Annotated in this window: 23 protein-coding genes; 6 read left to right on the top strand and 17 right to left on the bottom strand. The window is 67.5% G+C overall.

From position 1 onward, the window contains the following. The first annotated feature begins 7 nt into the window (after positions 1-7). Both nrdE and nrdF read left to right on the top strand, forming a co-directional pair. Positions 8-2,113, top strand: a complete 2,106-nt coding sequence (gene nrdE / locus H489_RS27160; RefSeq protein WP_017886895.1) for a class 1b ribonucleoside-diphosphate reductase subunit alpha — start codon at positions 8-10, stop codon at positions 2,111-2,113. Between the two features lie 90 nt (positions 2,114-2,203). Then, positions 2,204-3,178, top strand: a complete 975-nt coding sequence (gene nrdF, locus H489_RS27155) for a class 1b ribonucleoside-diphosphate reductase subunit beta (RefSeq protein ID WP_017886894.1) — start codon at positions 2,204-2,206, stop codon at positions 3,176-3,178. A gap of 164 nt (positions 3,179-3,342) precedes the next feature. Here nrdF and H489_RS27150 read toward each other — a convergent pair whose 3' ends face one another. The 4 genes from H489_RS27150 to H489_RS27135 form a co-directional block, all read right to left on the bottom strand. Further along, positions 3,343-4,194 (bottom strand): carbohydrate ABC transporter permease, encoded by an 852-nt coding sequence (locus H489_RS27150; protein WP_017886893.1) that lies wholly within the window; start codon positions 4,192-4,194, stop codon positions 3,343-3,345. Then, positions 4,191-5,177, bottom strand: a complete 987-nt coding sequence (locus H489_RS27145) for a carbohydrate ABC transporter permease (protein ID WP_235045669.1) — start codon at positions 5,175-5,177, stop codon at positions 4,191-4,193. Before H489_RS27145 ends, H489_RS27150 begins: the two co-directional genes overlap by 4 nt. Positions 5,178-5,249: 72 nt before the next feature. Then, positions 5,250-6,575, bottom strand: coding sequence for an extracellular solute-binding protein (locus tag H489_RS27140; RefSeq protein ID WP_017886891.1), 1,326 nt, complete (start codon positions 6,573-6,575; stop codon positions 5,250-5,252). A 44-nt stretch (positions 6,576-6,619) separates the two neighbouring features. After that, entirely contained in the window at positions 6,620-7,669 is a 1,050-nt protein-coding gene (locus H489_RS27135; protein WP_017886890.1) for a hypothetical protein, read from the bottom strand. Positions 7,670-7,856: 187 nt separating this feature from the next. Between H489_RS27135 and H489_RS27130 the strand changes: the two genes are divergently transcribed. Both H489_RS27130 and H489_RS36785 read left to right on the top strand, forming a co-directional pair. Beyond that, positions 7,857-8,909 carry a LacI family DNA-binding transcriptional regulator gene (locus H489_RS27130; RefSeq protein ID WP_031259559.1) on the top strand — a complete coding sequence of 351 codons (1,053 nt, stop codon included), beginning with the start codon at positions 7,857-7,859 and terminating at the stop codon, positions 8,907-8,909. Between the two features lie 223 nt (positions 8,910-9,132). Next, positions 9,133-9,597 carry a hypothetical protein gene (locus H489_RS36785; protein WP_152427235.1) on the top strand — a complete coding sequence of 155 codons (465 nt, stop codon included), beginning with the start codon at positions 9,133-9,135 and terminating at the stop codon, positions 9,595-9,597. A gap of 136 nt (positions 9,598-9,733) precedes the next feature. Here H489_RS36785 and H489_RS27125 read toward each other — a convergent pair whose 3' ends face one another. The 4 genes from H489_RS27125 to H489_RS27110 form a co-directional block, all read right to left on the bottom strand. Then, positions 9,734-10,969, bottom strand: a complete 1,236-nt coding sequence (locus tag H489_RS27125) for an acyl-CoA dehydrogenase family protein (protein ID WP_017886887.1) — start codon at positions 10,967-10,969, stop codon at positions 9,734-9,736. Between the two features lie 391 nt (positions 10,970-11,360). Beyond that, positions 11,361-11,786, bottom strand: a complete 426-nt coding sequence (locus H489_RS27120) for a hypothetical protein (RefSeq protein ID WP_017886886.1) — start codon at positions 11,784-11,786, stop codon at positions 11,361-11,363. A gap of 248 nt (positions 11,787-12,034) precedes the next feature. Beyond that, complete coding sequence (locus H489_RS27115) at positions 12,035-13,084, bottom strand: methionine synthase (RefSeq protein ID WP_017886885.1); 1,050 nt, start codon at positions 13,082-13,084, stop codon at positions 12,035-12,037. A 37-nt stretch (positions 13,085-13,121) separates the two neighbouring features. Continuing rightward, a complete protein-coding gene (locus tag H489_RS27110; RefSeq protein ID WP_017886884.1) occupies positions 13,122-14,078 on the bottom strand; it encodes a putative oxygenase MesX in 957 nt (318 codons plus the stop codon). A gap of 119 nt (positions 14,079-14,197) precedes the next feature. On the opposite strand from H489_RS27110, the gene H489_RS27105 reads away from it, so the two are divergent. After that, positions 14,198-15,139, top strand: coding sequence for a LysR family transcriptional regulator (locus tag H489_RS27105; RefSeq protein WP_017886883.1), 942 nt, complete (start codon positions 14,198-14,200; stop codon positions 15,137-15,139). Positions 15,140-15,195: 56 nt separating this feature from the next. Here the strand turns inward: H489_RS27105 and H489_RS36780 are convergent, their stop codons facing one another. The 3 genes from H489_RS36780 to H489_RS27090 form a co-directional block, all read right to left on the bottom strand. Continuing rightward, positions 15,196-15,456 carry a hypothetical protein gene (locus H489_RS36780; RefSeq protein WP_017886882.1) on the bottom strand — a complete coding sequence of 87 codons (261 nt, stop codon included), beginning with the start codon at positions 15,454-15,456 and terminating at the stop codon, positions 15,196-15,198. Positions 15,457-15,780: 324 nt separating this feature from the next. Then, on the bottom strand, positions 15,781-16,248 hold the full coding sequence (locus tag H489_RS27095; RefSeq protein WP_146245878.1) for a DUF4262 domain-containing protein: 468 nt from the start codon (positions 16,246-16,248) through the stop codon (positions 15,781-15,783). Between the two features lie 51 nt (positions 16,249-16,299). After that, the gene (locus tag H489_RS27090) at positions 16,300-16,809 is read right to left on the bottom strand and encodes a hypothetical protein (RefSeq protein ID WP_017886880.1); all 510 of its coding nucleotides are present in this window, start codon (positions 16,807-16,809) and stop codon (positions 16,300-16,302) included. 195 nt (positions 16,810-17,004) lie between these two features. On the opposite strand from H489_RS27090, the gene H489_RS27085 reads away from it, so the two are divergent. After that, on the top strand, positions 17,005-18,273 hold the full coding sequence (locus H489_RS27085) for an MFS transporter (protein ID WP_017886879.1): 1,269 nt from the start codon (positions 17,005-17,007) through the stop codon (positions 18,271-18,273). A 16-nt stretch (positions 18,274-18,289) separates the two neighbouring features. Here the strand turns inward: H489_RS27085 and H489_RS27080 are convergent, their stop codons facing one another. From H489_RS27080 to H489_RS27055, 6 genes are all read right to left on the bottom strand, one after another. Continuing rightward, positions 18,290-20,023, bottom strand: coding sequence for a glycosyltransferase (locus H489_RS27080; protein WP_017886878.1), 1,734 nt, complete (start codon positions 20,021-20,023; stop codon positions 18,290-18,292). A 3-nt stretch (positions 20,024-20,026) separates the two neighbouring features. Next, positions 20,027-21,214: a hypothetical protein gene (locus tag H489_RS27075; RefSeq protein ID WP_017886877.1), complete on the bottom strand. Its 1,188-nt coding sequence runs from the start codon at positions 21,212-21,214 to the stop codon at positions 20,027-20,029. 281 nt (positions 21,215-21,495) lie between these two features. Continuing rightward, positions 21,496-21,960 (bottom strand): hypothetical protein, encoded by a 465-nt coding sequence (locus H489_RS38180; RefSeq protein ID WP_056069950.1) that lies wholly within the window; start codon positions 21,958-21,960, stop codon positions 21,496-21,498. A gap of 398 nt (positions 21,961-22,358) precedes the next feature. After that, a complete protein-coding gene (locus tag H489_RS27065; RefSeq protein ID WP_017886875.1) occupies positions 22,359-22,673 on the bottom strand; it encodes an SdpI family protein in 315 nt (104 codons plus the stop codon). Next, positions 22,670-23,293, bottom strand: a complete 624-nt coding sequence (locus tag H489_RS38640; protein ID WP_235045668.1) for a hypothetical protein — start codon at positions 23,291-23,293, stop codon at positions 22,670-22,672. The genes H489_RS27065 and H489_RS38640 overlap by 4 nt, the downstream gene beginning before the upstream one ends. A 42-nt stretch (positions 23,294-23,335) precedes the next feature. After that, the gene (locus H489_RS27055) at positions 23,336-23,764 is read right to left on the bottom strand and encodes a hypothetical protein (RefSeq protein ID WP_017886873.1); all 429 of its coding nucleotides are present in this window, start codon (positions 23,762-23,764) and stop codon (positions 23,336-23,338) included. Positions 23,765-23,804: the final 40 nt, after the last annotated feature.

Here is a 23,804-nt window from a genome sequence, read left to right as displayed (position 1 = left end):
GACGGGGATGGACTACCACTCCCTCAACGCGATGCTCAACCTCTACGACGCGGACGGGAACATCCAGTTCGACAAGGATCGTGAGGCCGCCAAGCAGTTCTTCCTGCAGCACGTCAACCAGAACACCGTCTTCTTCCACAACCTGAAGGAGCGGCTCGACTACCTGGTCGAGAACGAGTACTACGAACAAGCCACGATCGACATGTACTCGCTGGACTTCATCCAGCGACTCAACGACCTGGCGTACTCGAAGAAGTTCCGGTTCCAGACGTTCCTCGGCGCGTTCAAGTACTACACGAGCTACACGCTCAAGACGTTCGACGGCAAGCGGTACCTGGAGCGCTTCGAGGACCGCGTCGTCATGACCGCCCTCGGCCTGGCCCAGGGCAACGAGCAGCTCGCCATCGACCTGGTCGAAGAGATCGTCGCCGGCCGCTTCCAGCCCGCGACCCCCACGTTCCTCAACACGGCGAAGGCACAGCGCGGCGAGCTCGTCTCCTGCTTCCTGCTCCGCATCGAGGACAACATGGAGTCGATCTCGCGCGGCATCAACTCCTCGCTGCAGCTCTCGAAGCGCGGCGGCGGCGTGGCCCTGCTCCTCTCCAACATCCGCGAGGCCGGCGCCCCGATCAAGCAGATCGAGAACCAGTCCTCGGGCATCATCCCCGTGATGAAGCTGCTGGAAGACTCCTTCTCCTACGCGAACCAGCTCGGTGCGCGTCAGGGTGCCGGCGCGGTCTACCTCAGCGCCCACCACCCGGACATCATGAAGTTCCTCGACACCAAGCGCGAGAACGCCGACGAGAAGATCCGCATCAAGACGCTGTCCCTCGGCGTCGTCGTGCCGGACATCACGTTCGAGCTCGCGAAGAACAACGAGGACATGTACCTGTTCTCGCCGTACGACGTCGAGAAGGTCTACGGCGTCCCCTTCGGCGACGTCCCGATCTCCGAGAACTACCGCGCGATGGTCGACGACTCGCGCATCAAGAAGACGAAGATCAAGGCGCGTGACTTCTTCACGACCATCGCCGAGATCCAGTTCGAGTCGGGCTACCCGTACATCGTGTTCGAGGACACGGTGAACAAGGCCAACCCGATCAAGGGTCGGATCAACATGTCCAACCTGTGCTCGGAGATCCTGCAGGTCAACACCCCGACGACCTTCAACGAGGACCTGTCCTACAAGGAGATCGGCAAGGACATCTCCTGCAACCTCGGCTCGCTGAACATCGCGCTGACGATGGACTCGCCCGACTTCGGCAAGACCATCGAGACCGCCATCCGCGGCCTGACCTCGGTCTCGCAGATGTCGCACATCACCTCGGTGCGTTCCGTCGAGGACGGCAACGACAAGTCGCACGCCATCGGCCTCGGCCAGATGAACCTGCACGGTTACCTCGCTCGTGAGCGCGTCTACTACGGCTCCGAAGAGGGCATCGACTTCACGAACATCTACTTCTACACGGTGCTGTTCCACGCCCTTCGTGCGTCGAACAAGATCGCGATCGAGACCGGCGAGACCTTCGACGGCTTCCGCGACTCGAAGTACGCATCGGGTGAGTTCTTCGACAAGTACACCGACCAGACGTGGACCCCCGCGACGGCTCGCGTTGCCTCGCTGTTCGACAACGCGAACATCACGATCCCGACGCAGGATGACTGGAAGGCGTTGAAGGCGTCCATCCAGGAGCACGGCATCTACAACCAGAACCTGCAGGCCGTCCCGCCGACCGGTTCGATCTCGTACATCAACCACTCGACGTCGTCGATCCACCCGATCGCGTCGAAGATCGAGATCCGCAAGGAAGGCAAGCTCGGCCGCGTCTACTACCCGGCGCCGTTCATGACGAACGACAACCTGGACTACTACCAGGACGCGTACGAGATCGGTGCGGAGAAGATCATCGACACGTACGCCGCCGCGACGCAGCACGTGGACCAGGGCCTGTCCCTGACGCTGTTCTTCAAGGACACCGCCACCACGCGTGACATCAACAAGGCGCAGATCTACGCATGGCGCAAGGGCATCAAGACGATCTACTACATCCGTCTCCGCCAGCTCGCGCTGGAGGGCACGGAGGTCGAGGGCTGCGTCAGCTGCATGCTGTAGAGCTGCCGCTCTGCTCCCTGGAGGCGCGGTGCCAACCCGCACCGCGCCTCCAGTCCGTCACTTAGTCACCATCTCTGTAAGGAACACACGTTGGTCGAGAAGCTGAAGCTCATTGATCGGGTCCAGGCCATCAACTGGAACCGCATCCAGGACGACAAGGACGTCGAGGTCTGGAACCGTCTCGTCAACAACTTCTGGCTGCCCGAGAAGGTGCCGCTGTCGAACGACGTGCAGTCGTGGAACACGCTGACGCCGGCCGAGCAGACCCTGACCATGCGCGTGTTCACCGGTCTGACCCTGCTCGACACCATCCAGGGCACCGTCGGCGCCGTGTCGCTCATCCCCGACGCGATCACCCCGCACGAGGAAGCCGTCTACACGAACATCGCGTTCATGGAGTCGGTGCACGCCAAGTCCTACTCGTCGATCTTCTCGACCCTCGCGTCGACGCGTGAGATCGATGAGGCCTTCCGCTGGTCCGAGGAGAACCCGAACCTGCAGAAGAAGGCGTCCATCGTGATGGACTACTACCAGGGCGACAACCCGCTGAAGCGCAAGGTCGCCTCGACGCTGCTCGAGTCGTTCCTGTTCTACTCGGGCTTCTACCTGCCGATGCACTGGTCGTCGCGTGCCAAGCTCACGAACACCGCCGACCTGATCCGCCTGATCATCCGTGACGAAGCCGTCCACGGGTACTACATCGGGTACAAGTACCAGAAGGGCCTCGAGACCCTCACGCAGGCCGAGCGCGACGAGCTCAAGGACTACACGTTCTCGCTGCTGTTCGAGATGTACGAGAACGAGGTGCAGTACACGCAGGACCTCTACGACGAGGTCGGTCTGACCGAGGACGTCAAGAAGTTCCTGCACTACAACGCCAACAAGGCGCTGATGAACCTGGGCTACGAGCCGATGTTCCCGAAGAACATCACGGACGTGAACCCGGCCATTCTCTCCGCCCTGTCGCCGAACGCGGACGAGAACCACGACTTCTTCTCGGGGTCCGGCTCGTCGTACGTCATCGGCAAGGCCGTGAACACTGAGGACGAGGACTGGGACTTCTGATCCTGGACTGACTCGACGGGGACGCCCCGCTGGCTTCGGCCGGCGGGGCGTCCTTCGTTCACCGGCCCCGCCGCCCGAGAGGCTTGCTGGCACCCCCGTCGAGGTTCAGCTCGGAAGGGGCGTCTGCGACCGACCGGTTCCACCTCGACTCGAGCAGGCGAGCGTCATCCCTTGACGGCCGAACCGGCGACACTCTGGATGAAGAACCGCTGGAACGCGAGGAAGACGATCAGGACCGGCAGCACCAGCAGGGTCCCGAAGGCGAACGTCTGTCCCCAGTCGACCGGCGTCTGGCCGGAGAACACGCTCATCTCGAGCGGGAGCGGGCGGGCGGTCGGATCGGACGTCACGATCGACGGCCAGAGGTACGACCCCCACGAGCTGAGGAACGTGAGGATGGCCACGGTCGCGAAGACCGGTCTGGCGTTCGGGACGACGACCCGGGCGAACGTGCCGAATGCCCCGAGACCGTCCAGGCGCGCGGCCTCCTCGATGCTCTTCGGCAGGTTGAGGAAGAACGTGTAGAACAAGAAGATCGAGAACGCGTTCGCCACGAACGGGATCATCTGCACGAACAGGGTGTCGCGCTGGCCGTTCAGCAGGAACAGCAGCGGGACCGCAACGGACTCGAACGGCACGATGATCAGCAGGACGACGATGACGAACACCGCGTTCTTGCCGCGCCACTGCAGGCGCGCGAAGGAGTAGCCCGCCATCGAGTTCACGACGAGCCCGCCGAGCACGATGACCAGCGAGATGGCGACGGAGTTGCCCATGAACCGCCAGAAGTACCCCGTCGCGTCCGAGTCGAGGGCCTTGAAGACCCCGAGGTAGTTCTGGAGCGACAGGTGGATGGGGAGGAAGCCGGTGAAGCCGTCGAGGACCTCGGAGCTCGGCTTGAAGCTGCCGATCAGCAGGTAGTAGATCGGCGAGAACATGACCGCCGACATCACGATGAGGATGGCGTAGGAGCCGGCCTTCGAGAGTCGCTTGCGGGTGGGTCGGATGGTGCTCAACTTTCGCTCCTCTGGCGCAGGACGGCTCGCTGGACGAGGGTGATGACGACGATGATCAGGAAGAGGACCACCGAGATGGCGGCAGCCTGGCCGACGCTGTTCTCGGCGAGGATCGCGTTCGTCGCCTGGTACAGGACCGTGCGGAGGGCGTTCTCGTTCCCGCCGGCGGTGGTGATCAGGATGTACACCTGGTCGTAGACCCGGAAGGCGAAGATCGTCGTGAGCAGCACGACGAAGATCAGGGTGTTCCGGACGCCGGGCACGGTGATGTAGCGGAACTGCTGGAAGACGTTCGCTCGGTCGAGTCGTGCGGCCTCGTAGCGCTCCTCGGGGATCTCCTGCAACGCCGCGAGGATGATCACCATCTGGAAGCCGACGCCCTGCCAGACCGACAGGACGATGACGGAGAGCATCGCCGTGTTGCCGGAGCCGAGCCAGTTGTGCGCGCCGACGGTCCCGCCGGTCACGGTCTCGACCGCGCTGTTCAGCAGGCCGTCCCCGCTGCGGTCGAGGATGACGCGCCAGATGACGGCGACGAGCGCCATGGGGAAGACGACGGGCATGAAGAAGAACGTGCGGAAGAACCTGATGCCCTTGAGCTGCTGGTTGAGCAGGACGGCGAACACGAGCGCCAGCCCGGTCTGCACCGGGATGACGACCGCGGCGAAGAAGAGGTTGTTGCCGAGAGCGCGGAAGAACTGCGGCGCCTCGACGGGGTCGGTGAAGAGGCGCACGTACTGCGTGAACCCGAGGAACGTCGGCGGACGCGGCGACCCGATCTGGACGTTGAAGAACGACAGCCCGATCGCGGCGACGAAGGGTACTGCGATGAACAGGACGATGCCGCTCATCGCGGGGAGGGCCATCAGCGGACCGGCGAAGGTGCCGCTCCGCTGCTTGCGCAGTTGTCGGGGAGCGCGGTGCTCCCGCGCCCTGGATGGCGTCGGCGGGGCATCCGACTGGGGACTGGTCGTGCTGGTCACTGGTGCTCCTGGTCGTCCTGTTCGGGGCGGTGCCGGTGGAGACGTCGGGCAGGCCGACGTCTCCACCGCCGATCACTTGTAGTCGTTGCTGTCGGAGAAGGCCTGGTCGATGGACTGGGCCGCGGTGGTCAGCTGCTCCTTCGCGTCGGCGCCGCCCCAGACCGCGGAGAGCGCACTGGCGAACTTCGAGGTGATGACCGGGTAGCCCGGGGTCACCGGTCGGTAGACCGCGATACAGGAGTCCGTGATCGCCGTGGCGGGGCAGGACTGCTCGAGCTGTTGCCCCCAGAGGGCGAGGGCACCACCGGGCTGGTAGTCGGCCTGCTTGTCGAACACGGACTTCGTCGCTGCCGGAGCACCGTTCGCGTCCGTGATCGCCTTGACGCTGGTGTCGTTGAGCAGGTAGTCCATGAAGGCACCTGCGGCCTTGCCGTTCTTGGTGGCCGAGCTCATGCCCCAGGTCCAGGACCCGGCGCCGACCTTCTCACCCTTGCCGAAGTTCGGCAGCGGCAGGGCCACGAGGTTGCTGCCGACCGCCTTCGAGTAGGCCGGGTAGTTCCAGTGTCCGCTGAGGCTCAGCGCGACGCGGCCGTTCTGGAAGGCGTTGCCGTCCGTGTTCGCGTCGACGTAGGGCTTCCAGGACGCGATGTCCTCGAGGGCCTTGACCGAGGCGGCGGAGTTCAGCACACCGGTGGCCTTGTCACCCTGGACGAGGTTTCCCCCGGCAGACTGGACCATCGGCGAGAAGCCGTACGTGCCCCACTCGGCGTTCAGCGACGCTTCGGTGAGGTCGAGCGCTTTCCCTGAGGAGTTCGCCGCGGCGAGCTTCTTCAGCGCCGCCGAGAACTGTTCCGGCGTCCACGCAGTGGACGGCGAAGTCGGGAGCTGAACACCGGCGGCCTTGAGGAGCTTCTTGTTGCCGTAGAGGCCCATCGCCGAGCTGTACTGCGCGAGGCCGTAGAGCTTGCCGTTGTCGGTACCCTCGGCGATCGAGCCGCTCGTGGCGTTGCTGACGGTGGACTTCGACACGTAGTCGCTGAGCGGAGTGAGCTTGCCGTTGTAGACGTAGCTCGCGAGCGTCGGGCCGTCGATCTCGAGCACATCCGGCAACTTGTTCGTCGGGGTGTTCGTCACGGTGCTGGTGTAGGTGTCGCCGGAGATGAGCTTCAGGGTCGCCTTCACCTTCTTCTGCGACGCGTTGAAGCCCTTGACGGCGTTCTGGATGGCCGCGACCTCGGAGTCCTGGCCTTGGTGGCCCCAGACGACGATGCTGCCGGTCCCGCTGCCAGCAGCACTGCTGGAAGCGGAGCCGGAGGAGCAGCCGGTGAGGGCAGCAGCGGCGACCGCGGCGAGGGCGATGACCGTTCCTGTCCGGCGGACGAGGGACGTGGTGTGCATGGTTCTCCTTGAGTGGGATCGGGTGTCGGTCGGTGGGACGGCGCTCAGGGAGCGGCCGTACCGCTGTCGGCGGGGCAGGGTTGGGTCTGGGTCTGGGTCTGGGTCTGGGCCGTGGGCGTCGCTGGACGGAGGGCCAGCCGACCGTCGACGACGTGCACGTCGACCGGGTCGTGCAGGAAGCCGGGCAGGGGTTCTCCGGCGCGGCCGTTCGCGAAGGTCATCAGGACGGGTGAGCCGTCGCGACGACGGACGATCCGGCCCGAGTAGCACGTCACGTCGGTCAGCGGCTCGGCATCCGTCACGTCGAACGGACCGAAGGGCCCGTCGATCGGGACCGACCAGGTGCCCGGTGTCTCGTCGGCGCGTGGATTGGCCGTGCTGAGGGCGTCAGCGGGGCAGGAGAACACCAGGAACCAGGCGCCGTCGACCTGCACGACCTGCGGTACCTCGAGGTGGACGAAGCCCGATCCGGGTGAGGTCAGCGGTGGCTGTACCTCCCAGCGCTCGAGGTCGGTGGACGTCGCGTGTCCGATGACTCCGCGGTCGTCGAGCGCTCCCTCGGTGGAGCGGGCGGTGACGAGCATGTGCCAGAGGCCGCCAGAGGGGTCCTCGTGGACCCACGGGTCGCGCCAGGCCTCTTCCGGGAAGAGTGCGCCGTCGACGTCGGGGTCGTTGCCGAGGGTCTCGTACCAGCGGGGGTCGGAGCGCGTCACAGGGCCGGGCAGCTTCTGCCAGGTGACGAGGTCGTCGGACACGGCGACCCCGACCGTCTCGATGTTGGTGTGGACGGGCTCGTCCTCGAGGAACCGTGTGCCGGTGTAGAACATCCGCCAGCGGTCGTCCTGGCCGCGCACGACGCTCCCGGTCCAGGTCGTCGTCCCGTCGAACGCGTTGTCGGGACCGGGCCCGAACGGTCCGTCCAGGATCGCCCAGTCGACGAGGTCGTCGGAGACGGCATGACCGATGCGGGCTGCACGGTGTCGACGGTGCTCGTCGCCGAGTGACCGCGGTGCGTGGAGGAAGAACACGTGGTGGCGGTCGCCGTCGTCGGCGAACCAGAAGTCCCACACCCAGTGGTCGGGGAGCCTCAGCACGGGAGCACCGTTGCCCGGAAGCGGCGTTGGCCGTCGGTCGAGGGAAGGTCGTGCACGGGGTTCCACCACTCATCATCGAGGGGTCCACCGCCATGGTGAACCGGTTAATCACGTATGGTGTACCGGTTCACCACGGTCTGTCAAGCCCGTATGCTGGAGAGGTGCGAACAATGACGACGAGGTCGAGATGAGCGCCCGTCGAGTGACGCTCTCCGACGTCGCCGCTCGCGTCGGGCTGTCCAAGGCAGCCGTCTCGCAGGTGCTCAACTCCCACCCGGCATCGCGCGTCTCCGTCGACGCCGCAGCCCGCATCCGTGCCGCAGCGGGTGAACTCGGTTACCGACCGAACCTCACTGCACGGTCACTCACCACTCGCCGGTCCGGTGTCATCGGACTCGTCTCCGAGGCCATCACGACTGACCGGTTCGGGTCGGGCATGATCCGCGGCGCCCTCGCCGAGGCGAAGCGCCAGGGATACGTCCTCTTCATCACCGAGACCGAGGACCAGCAGGCCGGGATCGTCTCGTCGTTCGGTGTGCTCGTCGACCACCAGGTGGACGGGCTCATCTACGCTTCGATCCGACCGCACGCCGTCGAACTCCCTGAGATCAACGCGGACATCCCCGTCGTCATGCTCAACGCAGTCGCATCCCGTCCGACCGCCACCGTCCTCGCCGATGAGCACGCCGGCGGCGAGTCGATCGTGCGGCTCCTGCTCGACGCCGGCCACACCGAGGACGTCGTCATCATCGGCCGCGATCGGTCCGTCCGCCCGGCTTGGACCACCCGCGCGATCGAACGGCGCCTCGCCGGGATATCGGCGGCCCTCGCGGCCCACGACGTCGTGCCGATCAGTGAGATCGACATGCCCGAGTGGGATCCCGACCACGGCTACGAAGCCATGCGGGGCCTGCTCGCCAGCGGCCGTCGCCCTGGAGCGGTGATCGCCCTGAACGACCGGCTCGCCTTCGGTGTCTACCGCGCCCTGACCGAAGCGGGACTCCGGGTCTCCGAGGACGTCTCAGTCGTTTCCTTCGACGACGACGACATCGCGTTGTACCTCGAACCGACCCTGACCACCGCGGCGCTGCCGTACGAGGAGATGGGGGCCCTGGCGGTCCGCATCCTCCTTGACCCGGACTTGACCGTCGGTGAACAGCTCGTCCCGATGCCGATCCGAGTACGCGGTTCGGTGTCCGCAGTCCCGCAGGAGCTCAAATCGTTCGACAGGCCCCACTGAGTCGTCCAGCGACGGTCCGCGGCTCGGGACGTGCGGTCGCAGCCTGGGCCGAGCGGGCATCTCGTTCGTCGACGCCATGGTCCGTTCGGCGAGCGCCGAACCGCGAGCTGCCAACGTCGGACCAGGGGGGGTGTGATGCCCCGACGAACCCACGTGTGCCACGCTCAGAGGAGCGCGGATCACGATCACCTCTGTCGCCGACGAGCACGTGGAGGAGCCCGCCTTGATCATCACGAAAACCAACGGGTCGGTCAGCAGTGTGCTGAACGACACGTTCCGACCGCTCCCGGACCAGGTGCGACGTAGCCTCGGCCTTCTCGACAACGACGACCACTTCGCGTGGCTCGTCTTCTCCGCGCCGATCGACGACCAGACCTGGCGCGCCGGCCCGCAGGCGGTCATCGACGAGTACGGCGACTCGTACCTGCAGGCCGGTGGCACCGCGGAGAAGATGAGCGTGGAGCTGCGCCGCCGTGAGGACGACGGTGAGTACCGCTTCTCCATCGTCGGCCGTGATCACGATCTCACCGAACCGCTCACGGAGACCATCGACGTGCAGGCGGCGCACGAGCCGCGGCATCCTGCCGAGCTGTTCACGGCTGACCAGGCTGCGCCGGTGTTCATGCACTACGTCGAACACCAGACGGTCCCCGACGGGTACACGCTCCGTCTCATCGACGACATGTAGAGGGTGGCGACGCCACCGTCGCGTGTCCGCGACCGTGTGCGGGACAGGAGGCGCGGTGCCAGCTGGCNCCGCGCCTCCCGTCCGTCGTGTGTCACGAGATCGCGTGCAGTCACGCGGCCAGCTTCCGGTGCAGGCGTCACGACGTGCGGGTCGCACCGATCGCCCAGACGCGCGGCGGTTCGGCACCGTTGACCGCGTGGTCACCGATGATCCGCGCCTTGAACACCCACGGGTTGTGGCTGCCTGCGGTGCGAGCGTTCCGCCAGTGCCGGTCGAGGTTCTTCGTCGTGCTCACCCCGGACGCCGCGAGCGCGTCGAACAGGTGCGAGGTCGCCGTCGTCGCCAGCGTGGTCAGCGCGACCTGCGCCTGCGCGGTCGCGAGTTCGGCGCGGTCGTTGCGGCGCTCGTCCTCGGCTGTGTCGAGCCCCGCTCCCTCGTACGCACCCTGCAGGGCTGCGGCGGCCCGGTCGATAATCGCGGTGGCGGCGAACCCGGCCGCCGACACCTCACCGACGACCTGGAGGATCTGCGGATCGGCCGCGAACGTGTCGGCGTTGCCGTGCGAGAAGACGCGGGTGCGGTTGCGGACCTCGCGCGCGATCTCCCGTTCGGCTGCGAGCACGGACCCGGCGAGGACGCTCAACAGCACGCCCTGGTAGAACGCCGTCTGGTACTTGAACCGCTCGTTGAAGGGGATCACCGCGTCGGCCTGCACGACGGCGTCGTCGAAGGTGCTGGTACCGGAGCCGGTGGTGCGCTGCCCGAACCCGTCCCAGTCATCGGTGTGCGTGACCCCGGGCTGGTGCGCGTCGACGATCGCGATGACCCGCTCGCCGGTGTCCGTGCGCTCGGCGTAGGTGTCGATCCAGTCGGCGAAGATGCTGCCGGTCGAGTAGTACTTCTGCCCGGTGATCCGGAACGTCCCGTCCGGATGCGGGGTCACCTTCGTGACCACATCGCCGACCTGCACTGACCCGACTTCCGTCCACGAGTTGCCGGCGATCTCACCGCGGCCGAAGCGGTCCAGCCACCCCTCGCGTTCCCCGGTCCGGGCGACCAACCGATCCTCCACCAGTGCGAAGTGGCCGCGGAGCGCCTGGGGGATGTTGCTGTCAGCGGCGGCGAGTTCGGTCAGCAGGCGGAACAGCTGGGGCAGGGTCGCCCCGGCTCCGCCGTGGGCGACGGGGACGCGGACGGCGCCGAATCCTGCGGCGGCCAGTTCGCGGATCTCGTCGAACGGGAGGCGGTGGTCGCGTTCGCGCTCGGAGGCGCCGGCAGCGATGCGGTCGAAGATCGGTCGGAAGCGGGCGAGGAGCTCGTCGTCTGCGCCCTCGTCGATCGTGCTGTCGGCGGTCTGGTTGCTGATCGTCACGAGGACTCCTTCGTGGTCTGGGTTGCTACCTGTGGCGTGGTGTGGCACCGGACGGCCCCGTCCAGATGTGTGCCATCGCGAGACTGTGGCATCGCCGAACGCCCGCGAGAAGGGGTGTGTCGATGTGTGTCGGAGGGTGACTTCCCATGACACGTGACCGCACTGCGACGAGGTGGGGGTTCGCAACAGCCTCATCGCGGTGCTGCGCGTGAGCGATGGCCGCGGAGCCGACGTCGGACGAAGACGGGCATGCTCCTCCGAGGAACCCGCGTCGGCCACGCTCAGAGGAGCGCGCATCATCGAGGGAACACGCACCCGCCAGCGGACCGGCCGCTGCCTTGCTTGGTGTGGGCGATAGCCATGGTCTCGGCGCCGTTCACCCCGGTGACGTTCAGGCCGGCGGTGTCGTCCCTGCGCCTTCGGTGTCGTCCGCGCCCGCAAGACCTGTCCCGGCCTGGTCGAGGTTCTCGTGTGGGTCGCCCATGTCGCCGGTCGCAGCGCCGGTGCGGGACAGCCCGAAGTGTCCGCGGACGGCGTTCGCCTCGGCGGGGGACAAGGTGCGTCCGGCTCCGAGGGACGGCGCGCCCTTGATCGCGTCCTTCGTGTACCCGACGTGCACGTCCGTGCCGTCGAACGTGGCGTCGTCGGCGGGGACGAGCGCCTGGTGACGCCCGAGCAGTCCGGTCGCGACACAGACGTAGGCCGCACTGCCGTCCTCCTCGGAGGGGAACACCTGCACGACCTTGCCGACTGATACGCCGTTGCGATCTCGGACAGTCGCACTCTCGACCTGGTGGATGACGCCCTTGGTGATCATGACCGTAGTCAACGCCCTCGAGTCTGACGCTTCGCAGACGCCGTCCCCCTGGTGGGCGGTCAGGACCCGAGCGCCGATGGTGACGGAGAGACGCCCTGTCGTGGTCGGCACCCCGGTGCCAACGTGCCTCGTCGGCGCAACCGCAGCCGCGCCTCCAGGCCGGACCGAAAGCCGCCCACGCGGCGGACGCAACACGAACGGCGGCCCGCCTCCTTCCGGAAGAGAGCCGCCGTGGTGTCTCGCAGCGGTCAGCGCGCCGACGGGACCGCCGTGCCCACGAGCTCAGCCCGCACGATGTCTGCTCCAGCGGACAGCGCACCGAGCTTGTCCAGCGCCGCGCCCCGCGCCAGGGGTGCCATCCCGCAGTTGGAGCTCGGGATGAGCTTGTCCGCATCGACGAACTCGAGCGCCCGACGCAGCACCTCCGCGACCTCTTCCGGGGTCTCCACGGTCTCGGTCGCCACGTCGATCGCCCCGAGCATGACCTTCTTGCCGCGGATCAGCTCGACGAGTTCAAGCGGAACGTGCGAGTGGATGCACTCGAGCGAGACGATGTCGATCGACGACTGCTGCAGCAGCGGGAAGGACTGCTCGTACTGCCGCCACTCCGCGCCGAGGGTCTCCTTCCACTTGTTGTTCGCCTCGATGCCGTAGCCGTAACAGATGTGCACGACGGTCTCAGCGCGCAGGCCCTCGGCTGCACGCTCGAGCGCGGCCACGCCCCAGTCCTGCACCTCGTCGTGGAAGACCGTGAAGGCGGGCTCGTCGAACTGGATGATGTCGACGCCGGCATCCTGCAGTTCCCGGGCCTCTTGGTTGAGGATCGTGGCGAACTCCCACGCCAGCTTCTCGCGGCTCTTGTAGTGCTGGTCGGACAGCGTGTCGATCATCGTCATCGGGCCGGGGAGCGCCCACTTGATCGGCCGGTCCGTCTGCGCGCGCAGGAAGCGGGCGTCGTCCACGAACACGGGCGCCCGACGGCTGACGGCACCGACGACGGTCGGGACGGCCGCGTCGTAGCGGTCGCGGATGCGGACGGTCTCCTTGCGCTCCAGGTCGACGCCGTCCAGGTGCTCGATGAACGTCGTGACGAAGTGCTGGCGGGTCTGCTCGCCGTCGCTGACGATGTCGATGCCACGGCGCTCCTGCTCGTGGACGGCGGAGCGGAGGGCGTCCTGCTTGCCCTCGGTCAGTGCTGCGCCCTGCAGCTCCCAGGGGGACCAGAGCCGTTCGGGCTCGGCGAGCCAGGACGGCTTCGGCAGGCTGCCGACGATCGAGGTGGGGAGGAGAGAACGCATGGGTGTGACGGTCCAGTCAGTCGAAGGGCAGAGGGAGTCAGCGCGCGAGGGCGAGGTCAGCCCACCGGGCGAGGCGTGCGTGGTGCGGCCGCACCAGGTGCTCCTCGGTCCACCGGCCCTGCGTGATCCCGAGGCGGCTGCGCTCCTCGCGGTCGTACGTCACCGGGGTCGGCGTGAAGTCGGTGTGGTCGAGGGTGGGGCGGTAGGTGCTGCCGGCCGGGGTGTTCGCGGCGTAGACCTCCGGGCGGTAGATCTTCTGGAACGTCTCCATGGTTGCGATCGTGCCGATGAGCTGGAGGTCCGTGTAGTCGCCGGTCAGGTCGCCGCGCGTGTAGAACGCGAGCGGAGCAGCCGCCCCGGCTGGCTGGAAGTACCGGACCCGCATGCCCATCCGGCCGAAGTAGTCGTCGGTGAGCGAGGAGTGCTCGTGCTCGTACTCGGCGCCCAGGATCGGGTGGACGTACCCGTTCCGGCGGTAGGTCTGGCTCGTCGAGACGCTGATGCAGACGACGGGCTCGGCACTGAAATTCGAGTGGAACGCGGAGGACTCCAGGAAGCGCTGGAAGAGTGCCCCGTGCAGCGCCCCGAAGTCAGACGGCAAGCCCGGGGACGACGGCAGCAGCACCGAGAAGTCGTAGTCGCGCAAGTACGACGAGAAGTTGTTGCCGAGGATCCCGCGGTGGCGCTCGCCGGTGTGCTCGTCGACGATCGTGACGTCGAGCATCTCGAGCAACGGGAACTGCGCGTCCGAACCACCGTCTGAGAACTCCAGCGCCACCGAGACGATGTCGAGCTGCAGACGGTAGCGGTCGTGCGCCGCGGCCAGCTCGTTCGCGCGCCCGTCGATCATCGCCAGCGCAGCACGGAGGTTCTGCTGACGGCGCTCGCCGCGCGCCAGGTTGGCGAAGTTCGTGGTCAGCCGGGAGCTGTCGGCGGGGGAGTAGTCCTCGTCGAACCGGGTCCGGGTGATGCTGAAGGTGAGGTCGTTCGCCATGGTCGGCAATCTGTTCGTCGAGCGCCCGCGGGCTCTGGGGAAGGGGTGCCTCGATCATCGCGGGATTCATGGGTCATCAGGTAATACCGAGACGCTATGCACTGGTATAGCCTCGGCCTATGGCCCGGGTCTCGAACGACATCACCCTGCAGCAGCTCCGGTACTTCATCGAGGTCGCGACGGAGGGCTCGATCAGCGCCGCGGCCGACCTGCTCTACGTGTCGCAGCCGACGATGTCCGCGGCGATGAAGGACCTGGAGACGCGGATCGGGCGCCCGCTGTTCACCCGGTCGGCCCGAGGGGTCGTGCTCACCGTCGACGGCGTCGAGTTCCTCGGGTACGCCCGGCAGGTCGTCGAGCAGGTCTCCCTGCTCGAGCAGCGGTACGTCGGCGGCCAGCGGTCGCGTCGGCTGCTCGGGGTGTCCGCCCAGCACTACTCGTTCGCGGTGGAGGCCTTCGTCCGCATGGTCGAAGCAGCGGCTGCGGACGAGTACGAGTTCTCACTCCGTGAGACACGCACCTGGGACATCATCGAGGACGTCCGCACCCTGCGCAGCGAGGTGGGCATCCTCTACCGCAACGACTTCAACAAGCAGGTGCTCGGCAAGCTGCTGCGGGACGCCGGCGTCGTGTTCACACCGCTGTTCGTCGCGCAGCCGCACATCTTCGTGGCCAAGCGGAACCCGCTCGCGTCACGGGAGCGTGCGACCCTCGAGGACCTCGCCGACCTGCCTCGGCTCACGTTCGACCAGGGTGCGAACAACTCCTTCTACCTGGCGGAGGAGATCCTGTCGACGATGTCGAGCAAGCGGGAGATCCGCGTCTCGGACCGGGCGACGATCTTCAACCTCATGATCGGCCTGGGCGGGTACACGATCTCCACCGGACTCATCAGCGACGACCTCGACCCCGAGATCGTCGCCATCCCCCTCGACGTCGACGAACGCATCGAGATCGGCTGGATCGCGCACGCCTCGGTTCCCCTCACCGTGCAGGCGCAGGCGTACCTGGACGAGTTGCGTGCGGTGGTCACCAGTTACGGCGTGGAGCCGCTGGGGTAGGCAGGCGGTGGGTCCGGCGGGTCCGGCGATCGGCCTGGAGGCACGACACGCGTCCGTCAGGAGGCTGCGGTCTCGATCATCGCCGTCACGTGCGGTGCGCTCCACCGCAGGAGCGCGTCAGATGGCGGGTCCTCGAGGTCCTCACCCCAGATCGCGACGGCGGCGCCCGACATCGGAGCCGCGAGCAGCGAACCGGAGTCGCCGTCCCACGTCCGGAGTGACCAGTTCTCGCGGAGATCGGCGACGGTGTACTCGCTGTCGGCCGGGTCGAGGTCCGTCGGCACCTCGTACAGGTAGTACGAGTTGTAGTTGAGCATGTCGATCCCGGCCTGCTGCAGGTCGACCGCACTCGCCCGCCGTGCTCGCCGTTCGCGCCGCTCGGCTGCGTCCTCGGTGTCGCCGTCGAAGCTCCAGTACGTGACGTGGATGCGCGGATCCAGTCGCCCGACGGCGACCCGGTCGATCCCGTCGTTCCAGGCCCAGAGCTGCTGCCGACACGGCGATCGCCAGACCGACCGCGAGCGTGCGTCTGGCAGACGATCCGGGACCCACGTGCCCCTGTTGACGCACCACGACGTTTTCCCCCTCGAACACCCGTTGCCCTCGCTGGATCAGGATGCGCGCACGATCGTATCCGCCCTTCAGGCGAGCGGACTGCCGCCCGATGGCTTTGCTCCGAGGAGCGGTTGCGCGTTCTTCGGGTTGCGATGTCCGTCATCCCAGGGGAAGCGCCCGTGAGAGTCGGGCCACACCATCTGCAGCGCAGTGAACGACCCGACGATGGCCGCCGTCACGGTCATGCCGTGAACGTCTTCCGCCTCCGTGAACAGAACGAAGCCTGACTCCGTCAGCTCTTCGGTCCGGTCGCCCGCCTGGAACGGTCCGTGCTCCTGCTGCTCGTCGACTCCGTTGCGGATGAACTGTTGCGCGACGTCTGCCGGCAGCCCTGTGATGATGAGCTCGGGCCATCCTCGGGCGGTGAGCCCGACCGTGTAGGAGAACGGTGCTTCGTCAGTATCGACGTTCGGTAGGACGTGTTGGATTCCCCAGCCGTACCGATCGACGAGTGTTCTCATGTCTGCGACGAGATCAGGGTGGGGACCGTTCACGAGGTGAGCGTACCTCGCCAGAGGCGTCTGATCGCCGATCGTGGCGCGAGCTCAGCGCGTGCGCGCAGCGAGGTCGCTGTAGGCCGCCGCGTACCAGCCGACGGTGCCGTCGCCAGCGGTCGGGCCGATCGTGATCGCAGCGCTCGACGTGACCACGTACAGGTCCTCGTCGTGTCCGCAGTGGACGGAGCGTGACGTGAGTCGTTTGCCCGTCTCCGACCCGTTCGCACCGATGCGTCCGGCCCACACGGCCATCTGCACGGTTTCGTCACCCTGGCAGGTGACCGAGACGCGGATCCGCGCACGGTCCCCGGCTCCGTCGGTGCCGAGGGAGAGCCGGCTGGATGAATCGTTGGTGCCGGCACCGCTGCCGAGTCCGCCGGGTTGTCCGGCCCATCGGTCCTGCACGCCCTGCATCCAGCGGGAGGACGCCTTGTCGCTCTCCTCCGGCGTCGGGTGATCAGAACAGGCCGTGAGTGACACGAGGGCCACGACGGCGACGCCGATGACCAGTGTGCTGCGTCGAAGGCCGCGGCGGGCGTGGAGGAACGGAGTGCGCATGTCGTGGCAAGTGTGGCGCAAGTGGGGAGGGGCTGCATCCTCCCGCTCGACCGCTCTGCACGTGGGGTTCCCTTTCCACTCCCTCATGGGAAGGCGCGAGCAGGCGTCCTACTGTCGTCTCAACCCGAGGTGCCCCAACGCCGGCTGGGACGTCGGCGGCGGCTGCGGGGCTCGGCGGAGGTGAGGAGGAGAGCGATGCCCCTGCGCGTCTTCTTCCCCCTCGTGTCGCTGACGTACGGGATCGGGAACTGGTTCACCTACCTGGCGCTGATCGTCTACGTGCAGACCCAGGCCGGATCGACGGCGAGCGCGGGGTTGTTCCTGGCGCAGACGGTCCCGGCACTGCTCGTCGCCGGTCACATCGCTCGAGCCGTTCCGATCGAGGGCGTCCGCAGGGCGTGGATCGGCTGCCAGGTCACCCTGGCCGTGATGACGGTCGGAGCGGCGTTCTTCGTCGAGCACCTGTGGGTGGTCTACGTGTACGCGGGGTCGAGCATGATCGTCCGTGCGGTTGCGAATCCGCTCCTGCTGTCGCTCGTGAGCTCGTCGGTCACTGCTTCCGAGCGGCCGACGGTGCTCCGCTCGGTGAGCGCGACGTCGGCAGTCACCCTCGCCGTCGCGCCGGCCGTGGGAGGGTCTCTGCTCCCGGTGATCGGGCCGACGTGGCTGCTGCTGTGCAACGCGCTGACGTTCGTCGCCGTCGGAGCAGCCATGTGGGCCCACGGCGGTGTCGGACGTGCGTTGCGAGCGGCTCGCGATCATGGCGGGAGGACGGCGACCGAACTGCGCACGGGGAGCTGGTTCCGCTTGCCGGGATTCGCAGCCCTGGTCCGTGTGGAAGGGGCGGATCTGTGGGCCTGGCGACAACCCGCCACGCGGCTGTGGATGCTCCTGCTCATCGCGGGCGCGATCCTCAACATCATCGAGACGCCCCTCGTGTTCCAGGTGGTGAAGCTCCGTGAAGCCACGTTCGGATGGATGCTCGCCGCCTACGGATGCGGTGGCCTCGTCGTGCTCCTCAGCAACCTGCGACGGAGTCGCGCGCAGGATCTGGCCCCCGGGAACGACCGTGTGCCCACGTCGATCTCAGCAGTGGCGCTGGCCGCAGGCTTCCTGGCGGTTTCGGTGCTCGCCGTGGCGAGACCGTCGGACGTCACCACGGTGGTGACGGCGGTCGGCGCGTTCTTCCTCCTCGGGTACGGATCGAGCTGGCTCTCGGGAACGTCGCGGGCGTGGCTGAACTCGTCGTTCCAGGATCAGGGCGACACCGTCACGAAAGCGATGTGGACCTGGGCTTCGCAGGTCACGCTCGCGATCAACCTCGTCGTCTACCTGGCGTTCTTCGTCGTCTACTCGATGGTCCCGACCGGAGCGTGGATGCTCGTGCCTGCCCTGGTCGCCTACGGCGCGCTCCTGGTCACCCTTGCGCGGACCCGATCGCCACGAACGCTCGTCGTGGGCTGAGCCGAGGGCCTGCGCGTCAGCTCGTCGTGTCCGCCGCAGGCCCCTGTGTCGTCAGCCCGTGCTCCGTCTTCTCCCAGTAGTGCGGCCGGGTCAGGAGCTGCCAGAGCGCCTTGTAGGCGGCGATGGAGTGCAGCGTCCAGTACACGGGGTTCAGGAGCGACCAGAGGATCAGGTGGAAGGTCCCGCGCTTGAACGGGCCCATCATCGACAGGTAGATCATGATCGCGTTGCCGACCAGGAAGTTGAACAGGCACAGCCACAGCACCCACACCGGGAACAGTGCGTCCACGGTCTCCCGTGGCAGGAAGAACGTGACGGCGGTGAGCGCGTAGAACGGCAACACGCAGAGGAACGTCGCCGGGGTGCCCGCGATGAGCAGGACGAACGCCGCGAACCGGACGATTCCGATCTCACGGACGAGTGCGAGCGGCCGACGGGCGTGGACCAAGCTGGTCTGCATGTAGCCCTTGATCCAGCGGGACCGCTGCCGGATGAAGTTCGGCACCGAGGTGTTGGCCTCCTCCATGGTGGTGGAGTTGATGACGCCCACGCGGTACCCGACGGCGCTCGCCCGGATGCCGAGGTCGGCATCCTCGGTCACGTTGTAGGGGTCCCAGCCGCCGAGCTCGATGAGCGATGCCGTGCGGAAGTGGTTCGACGTGCCGCCCAGGGGGATCGGCAGGGACGCGTGGTCCAGACCGGCCAGCATGTAGTCGAACCAGTACGAGTACTCCAGCGTGAACATGCGGGTGAGGACGTTCTCGCGGGCGTTGAAGTAGTTCAGCGCCGCCTGCACGCACACCGTGGCCTCGCCACCGCGCTCGAACGCGATCAGTGCCTTCTTCAGCTGGTCGGGGTCTGGTGTGTCCTCGGCGTCGTAGATCACGAGGAAGTCGCCGGTCGCGACGTAGAGCCCGACGTTGCACGCACGTGGCTTCGTCTGCGGGTGCCCCTTCGGCACGCTGATGACGCGGAAGTGCGGCGGTGGGTTCGCCGCGGCGATCGCGTCCCGTGTCTCCTGGTCCTCTTCCTCGGTCAGGATGATGACCTCGAGCTTGTGTACCGGGTAGTCCAGGCCGCCGAGGTTGTCGATCAGCTGGGCGACGATGTTCGCCTCGCGGAACACGGGGACCAGGACCGTGTACCCGGGCAGGTCGGCGTCGTCCAGAGCGGCGACCTCGGTGTCGGTGATCCGTTCGACGACGTCGTAGCGGGCGCCCTGCGTGGCGACGACGAACTTGAAGCCCGTCCCCGCGAGGAACACGAGGCTCGCTGCGATCAGTGCTGCGATGGCGGTCTGGACGGGCCAGACGATCCCGCACGCCACGGCGATCACGGCGAGGACGATGCCCGAGGCCTTCTGCGACCGCGAGAAGACGACGCGGGCGGAGAGCGTCGGGTTCCGGTCGTGGAGTTCGTTCGCGGCAGCGTCGGCGACGGCGCCGTGGAACTGGCTCAGCACGGCACGGCGGAGCGTCCAGCTGTCGACCGAGACGAACGTGACCGGAGCCCCGAGCTCCTCGGACAGCGCATCGCCGAGGGTGGCGTCGTCGGCTCGGCCGGAGGTGAGGACGAGGATGCTCCCGTCCTGCAGCACGCGCACCGGCATCCAGTCCTCGGCGAGGTACCGCTGTCCGGATCCGGGGCGCTGCAACGCCGGGTCGATCCCGGAGGCCTCGAGTTCGGTGAGTTCGTCGGGTCGGGACGTGGCCGTGTGCCGGCCGAGCCCGGAAGGGTGCGGGGTCGTCACGCGTCACCACCACCCGAGCGATGCACCGATGGCGGCCATCCACTGCAGCGTGATCGGCCGGTTGAACGCAGCCGCCCACGCGATCACGATCTGCGCTGCGCCCACGGCAGCGATCAGGCCACTCACCCGGGTGGTCCGGGCGGCGGGGACCACGGCGATGCCCATCATCGTCATGATGAGGAACACGTTGCCCGCGGAGTTCACCGGGATGAGGCCGCCCACGTAGCCGATGATCAGTGCCCCGAAGACGAACACCGAGATCAGGACCGAGCCGGGGCGCCGGCTCAGCAGCGCCAGGGCGCAACCACTCACGACCGGGGCGAGGATGAGCAGCCCGTTGAGTGTCGTGACGAGCTCCGGGACGAGCGCCCAGAGCGCGGGGTCGTAGTGGACGGCGTTCTGGAACACCAGCAACGGGTTCCGTCCGAACAGCGCCTCGAGGAACATCACCGCCCCGAAGACCGCGATCGTCGGGAACAGCACGATGAGCACGTTCGACCATCGCGCCCCCGACTCGCTCCGCCGGGCGACGGAGAGCAGTGGGGCGGTGATCGCCGCCGCGACCACGAGGACGAGCCCCGAAGCATCCGCCAACGCCGCGAGCATGAAGAGGATCCCGGACTCGAAGCCCGCCTTGGTGTTCCGGCTGGAGACGAAGCGGACCATGTTGATCGCGCCGATCCCGAACAGTGCGATGCCGAGGAGCGCTTCGAAGTTGCCCGTGGCGGTGTACGCGAAGAGCGGGTTCGCGCCGATCGCGACGAGGAAGACCGTGCTCTTCCACCAGGGGAAGCGTCGCTGGACCATGGCCTCGAGCAACTGCTGCAGCAGGATCCCGGCGACCAGGGCCCCGGCCGCCGCGAGGCCGGCGGCGCCACCGGGGATGAGCCGCACCAGGACCGTGCCCAGCGGCGGGTAGAGCTCACTGAGCCACGAGACGTCCGCCCGGTCCCAACTCAGTGTCGCGACGTGGTCCACGACGGAGCGGTTGACGGTGACGTCGGCCACGGTGGGGTCGGCGCTGACGACGGCGAGGATCAGGAACGGGACGGCGAACGCGAGCCGGAGCAGCCACCGTGCGCCCGCGCGGCTCGGGAACGGTTCCAGCCGTGTGCGCGCGTGGCCGTCCGCACGCGCGGCTTCCAGCTCGCGCCGCAGGGAGCCTGCACGTTCCGCTTCCAACAAGACCACTGGGGCCACCTCACAGCAAGGCCGACTCGGTCTTGTTTGAAATCGATATCCGCGCACGACACGCAAGTCGTGGACGCCGCGGCAGTGCGGACGCGAGCGAATCCTCTCACCTCCAGCCGATCGCCGACCCGGGCCTCGGTCTGTCTGACCGCACGTGACGTCGAGCACGCGGCTGTCGGGTGCTCGTACCGGCCGGTCGAGGCGGTTCGACCGCGTCGTCGAGGCGATCGACGTGTTCGCCTCCCGCCCAGACGCCACCCGTGCGGGCATGCGTTCCGCGGCTATCGTCGAGGTCGCCCGACGGTCGTTCCGTCAGGCCTGACGAGTTCATTCACATCGGTCACTGACGACGGCTCGGGCACCGGATCGAACATCGCCACGCGGAGCGGAACACGACCATCGCAGTTCGGGAGCCCGGCGATCGAATCGACTCGCACCACTCCGTTGCCATCACGCTCGAGCCGGTACTCGACTCCGTACCCGGCATCGAGGCTGCCGAGCGATCGCCCCGGGGTCATGGTCCAGTTGCGCGCCTTGCAGCCGCGGACAGCTGCCACGTCCTCACCGTTGTTCCCGTTGCCCAGTTCGACCTCTGTGGGTGCGAACGGCCAGGGGCCGGCGAAGAGGTCGGTGTCGTGGTTCTGGCGGAGCGTCTCCATCGCCACGCTGGCGAGGCGATCGATATAGGAAGGCGTCGCGCTGTGAGCGAGTTCGGGGATGCTGAAGTCGTTCCGGTTGCGCGCCACAGCCTCCGCTTCGAGCTCTGCGCGGACTGCTCGTACCCAGGGGTCCTTCTCGAGCGGCCCCGATGGTGCTGCGCCAACCCACCGGACGTCTGGGTAGACGGCCGGGGGCTCGTCTTCGGCGCATCCTGCGAGCGTGAGGACTGCGCAGCCGATCGCAAGCGGCACCCACACCACACGCCGCAGCCGACGACGTCTTCCGCGGCTCGAACTCCCCGATGCCACTGCTGCGAAGCGCTGTGTCCCCGACTTCCCCCAGGTCGCCATGGAGTCGAATCTGCACACCGGGGTGTCCGGCCCGACGGTGCTGCGCCCCGAGATGCCCGCGCGGGTGCAGATCGTCACGGGACCACCTGACGGTCTGGAGGCCGCTTGCGGCTCCGCCCCGTGCCTCCTGTCCGTCATCTGGTCGCGCGGCCTGCGGCGACCACGCTCCAAAGCGCCCCGCCGACGAGGGTGACGGCGCAGGCGACGAACGCGGGAACGTCGTCGGCGCGTCCGAGTCCGACGGAGACCAGGCCCACGACCACCGTCGCGCCACCGGCGATGCTCGTCGGGACGACCGCTGCGCGGTGGCCGAGGAGCCAGTTCTCGTCGCTGCGCATGGTTGCCCTGGTGCGGATGCCGGCGATCCCGTTCCTGCCGATGACGCCGCGCGCCGGCAAGGCGACTAGGACGACGGTTAGCGCGGCGGCGACGATCTCGATGGCGATCATGTGCGGTCTCCTTCCGGGGTCGTTGCGCGCTCAAGCGGACTTGCAATGCACCCGCTGCGTCGCACGAGTCCAACCTGCCGGTATCCGGTGAAATGCGCAAGGGGTTGAGTCGGCGAGAAGTGGGCAGCGCGGCTGTGGGGGTACTCATTGCGCTGGTGCGAGGTCGTGCGCTTCGCTTGCCGAGACCGCCGGACCGTCGGACCGTCGGCGGCAGTGTGAGGGGTGCAGGTGCGGACGAGCAGGCTGCCGGGGCGTTCGCCGCTCCTGACGCGCACCCTCGCTACGACCATCGTGGTGACAGCTGGGCTGGCGCTGATGACCGGGTGCAGCTCGCCCGACCTGCCGCCGTCGTCAGCGTCTCCGGTCGAGGTGACGAAGGCGTACCTCGCTGCGGCCGAGGCGCAACGGTGTGACGTGACGAAGGCGTTGACGCTCGACAGCACGTGGGCGTGGTGCCGGAACCCGACGCTGCGGAAGTACACCGTCGCGGACAAGGCGGAATCGGTGCCGTTCAACCCCGGCCACACGACAGAGTCCTGCGTCGACACGACGGTGACGAGTCGAGCGTCGGAGGAATCGGAGCCGATGAACGGGACGCGCACCTGGAGCTTCTGCTTCACGAAGACGGCGTCCGGATGGCGCCTCACGGACCAGGGACAGGGCTAGGGCGTCCGCCCCTCCCGTGTCGGCCGGAAGGGCCACGCGACAGCGTGCGTGTGTGGCACCGCGACGGCCTGGACCGCGTCCCGGTAGACGATCCGACCCGGCGAGCGGGTCACGAGCTGCATCCACGGGATCCCGTGGCGGTCGAGGAGTTCCAGGTACGGGCCGACCATCTCGAGCAGCTCGACGGCGTCGGCGGCGAACCAGGCCCGGGCCCCGGGGTTGCGGGTCTCGTCGTAGCAGTCGGGCTGCACCGTGGTCGGGTCCGTGTACATCGCGGTCGCGTGCAGGTTCGCTTCTCGGAGCCACCTGGTCTCGGCATCGCTGAGCCTGCCGTCCCGCTGCAGACCGTTGGCGAGGGCGAAGACCCCCGGGAACCGCCCGCGACGGTTGGGAACGGCGCTCTGGTACCGGACGAACTCGCTCACGACAGCGAGCGTAGGAGGCTGTGCAACGCTGCACCGACTC

The organism is Curtobacterium flaccumfaciens UCD-AKU (genome assembly GCF_000349565.1).
GTDB classification, from domain to species: Bacteria; Actinomycetota; Actinomycetes; order Actinomycetales; family Microbacteriaceae; genus Curtobacterium; species Curtobacterium poinsettiae.
This window is presented reverse-complemented; position numbering and strand designations above follow the sequence as displayed.

Bases quoted from the DNA above. Each gene is read 5' to 3' on its own strand.
- nrdE (WP_017886895.1), top strand. From the start codon at position 8: ATGGACTACCACTCCCTCAACGCGATGCTCAACCTCTACGACGCGGAC.
- H489_RS27140 (WP_017886891.1), bottom strand. From the start codon at position 6,575: ATGCACACCACGTCCCTCGTCCGCCGGACAGGAACGGTCATCGCCCTC.
- H489_RS27130 (WP_031259559.1), top strand. From the start codon at position 7,857: ATGAGCGCCCGTCGAGTGACGCTCTCCGACGTCGCCGCTCGCGTCGGG.
- H489_RS27120 (WP_017886886.1), bottom strand. From the start codon at position 11,786: ATGATCACCAAGGGCGTCATCCACCAGGTCGAGAGTGCGACTGTCCGA.
- H489_RS27115 (WP_017886885.1), bottom strand. From the start codon at position 13,084: ATGCGTTCTCTCCTCCCCACCTCGATCGTCGGCAGCCTGCCGAAGCCG.
- H489_RS27110 (WP_017886884.1), bottom strand. From the start codon at position 14,078: ATGGCGAACGACCTCACCTTCAGCATCACCCGGACCCGGTTCGACGAG.
- H489_RS27105 (WP_017886883.1), top strand. From the start codon at position 14,198: ATGGCCCGGGTCTCGAACGACATCACCCTGCAGCAGCTCCGGTACTTC.
- H489_RS36780 (WP_017886882.1), bottom strand. From the start codon at position 15,456: ATGCTCAACTACAACTCGTACTACCTGTACGAGGTGCCGACGGACCTC.
- H489_RS27090 (WP_017886880.1), bottom strand. From the start codon at position 16,809: ATGCGCACTCCGTTCCTCCACGCCCGCCGCGGCCTTCGACGCAGCACA.
- H489_RS27085 (WP_017886879.1), top strand. From the start codon at position 17,005: ATGCCCCTGCGCGTCTTCTTCCCCCTCGTGTCGCTGACGTACGGGATC.
- H489_RS27065 (WP_017886875.1), bottom strand. From the start codon at position 22,673: ATGATCGCCATCGAGATCGTCGCCGCCGCGCTAACCGTCGTCCTAGTC.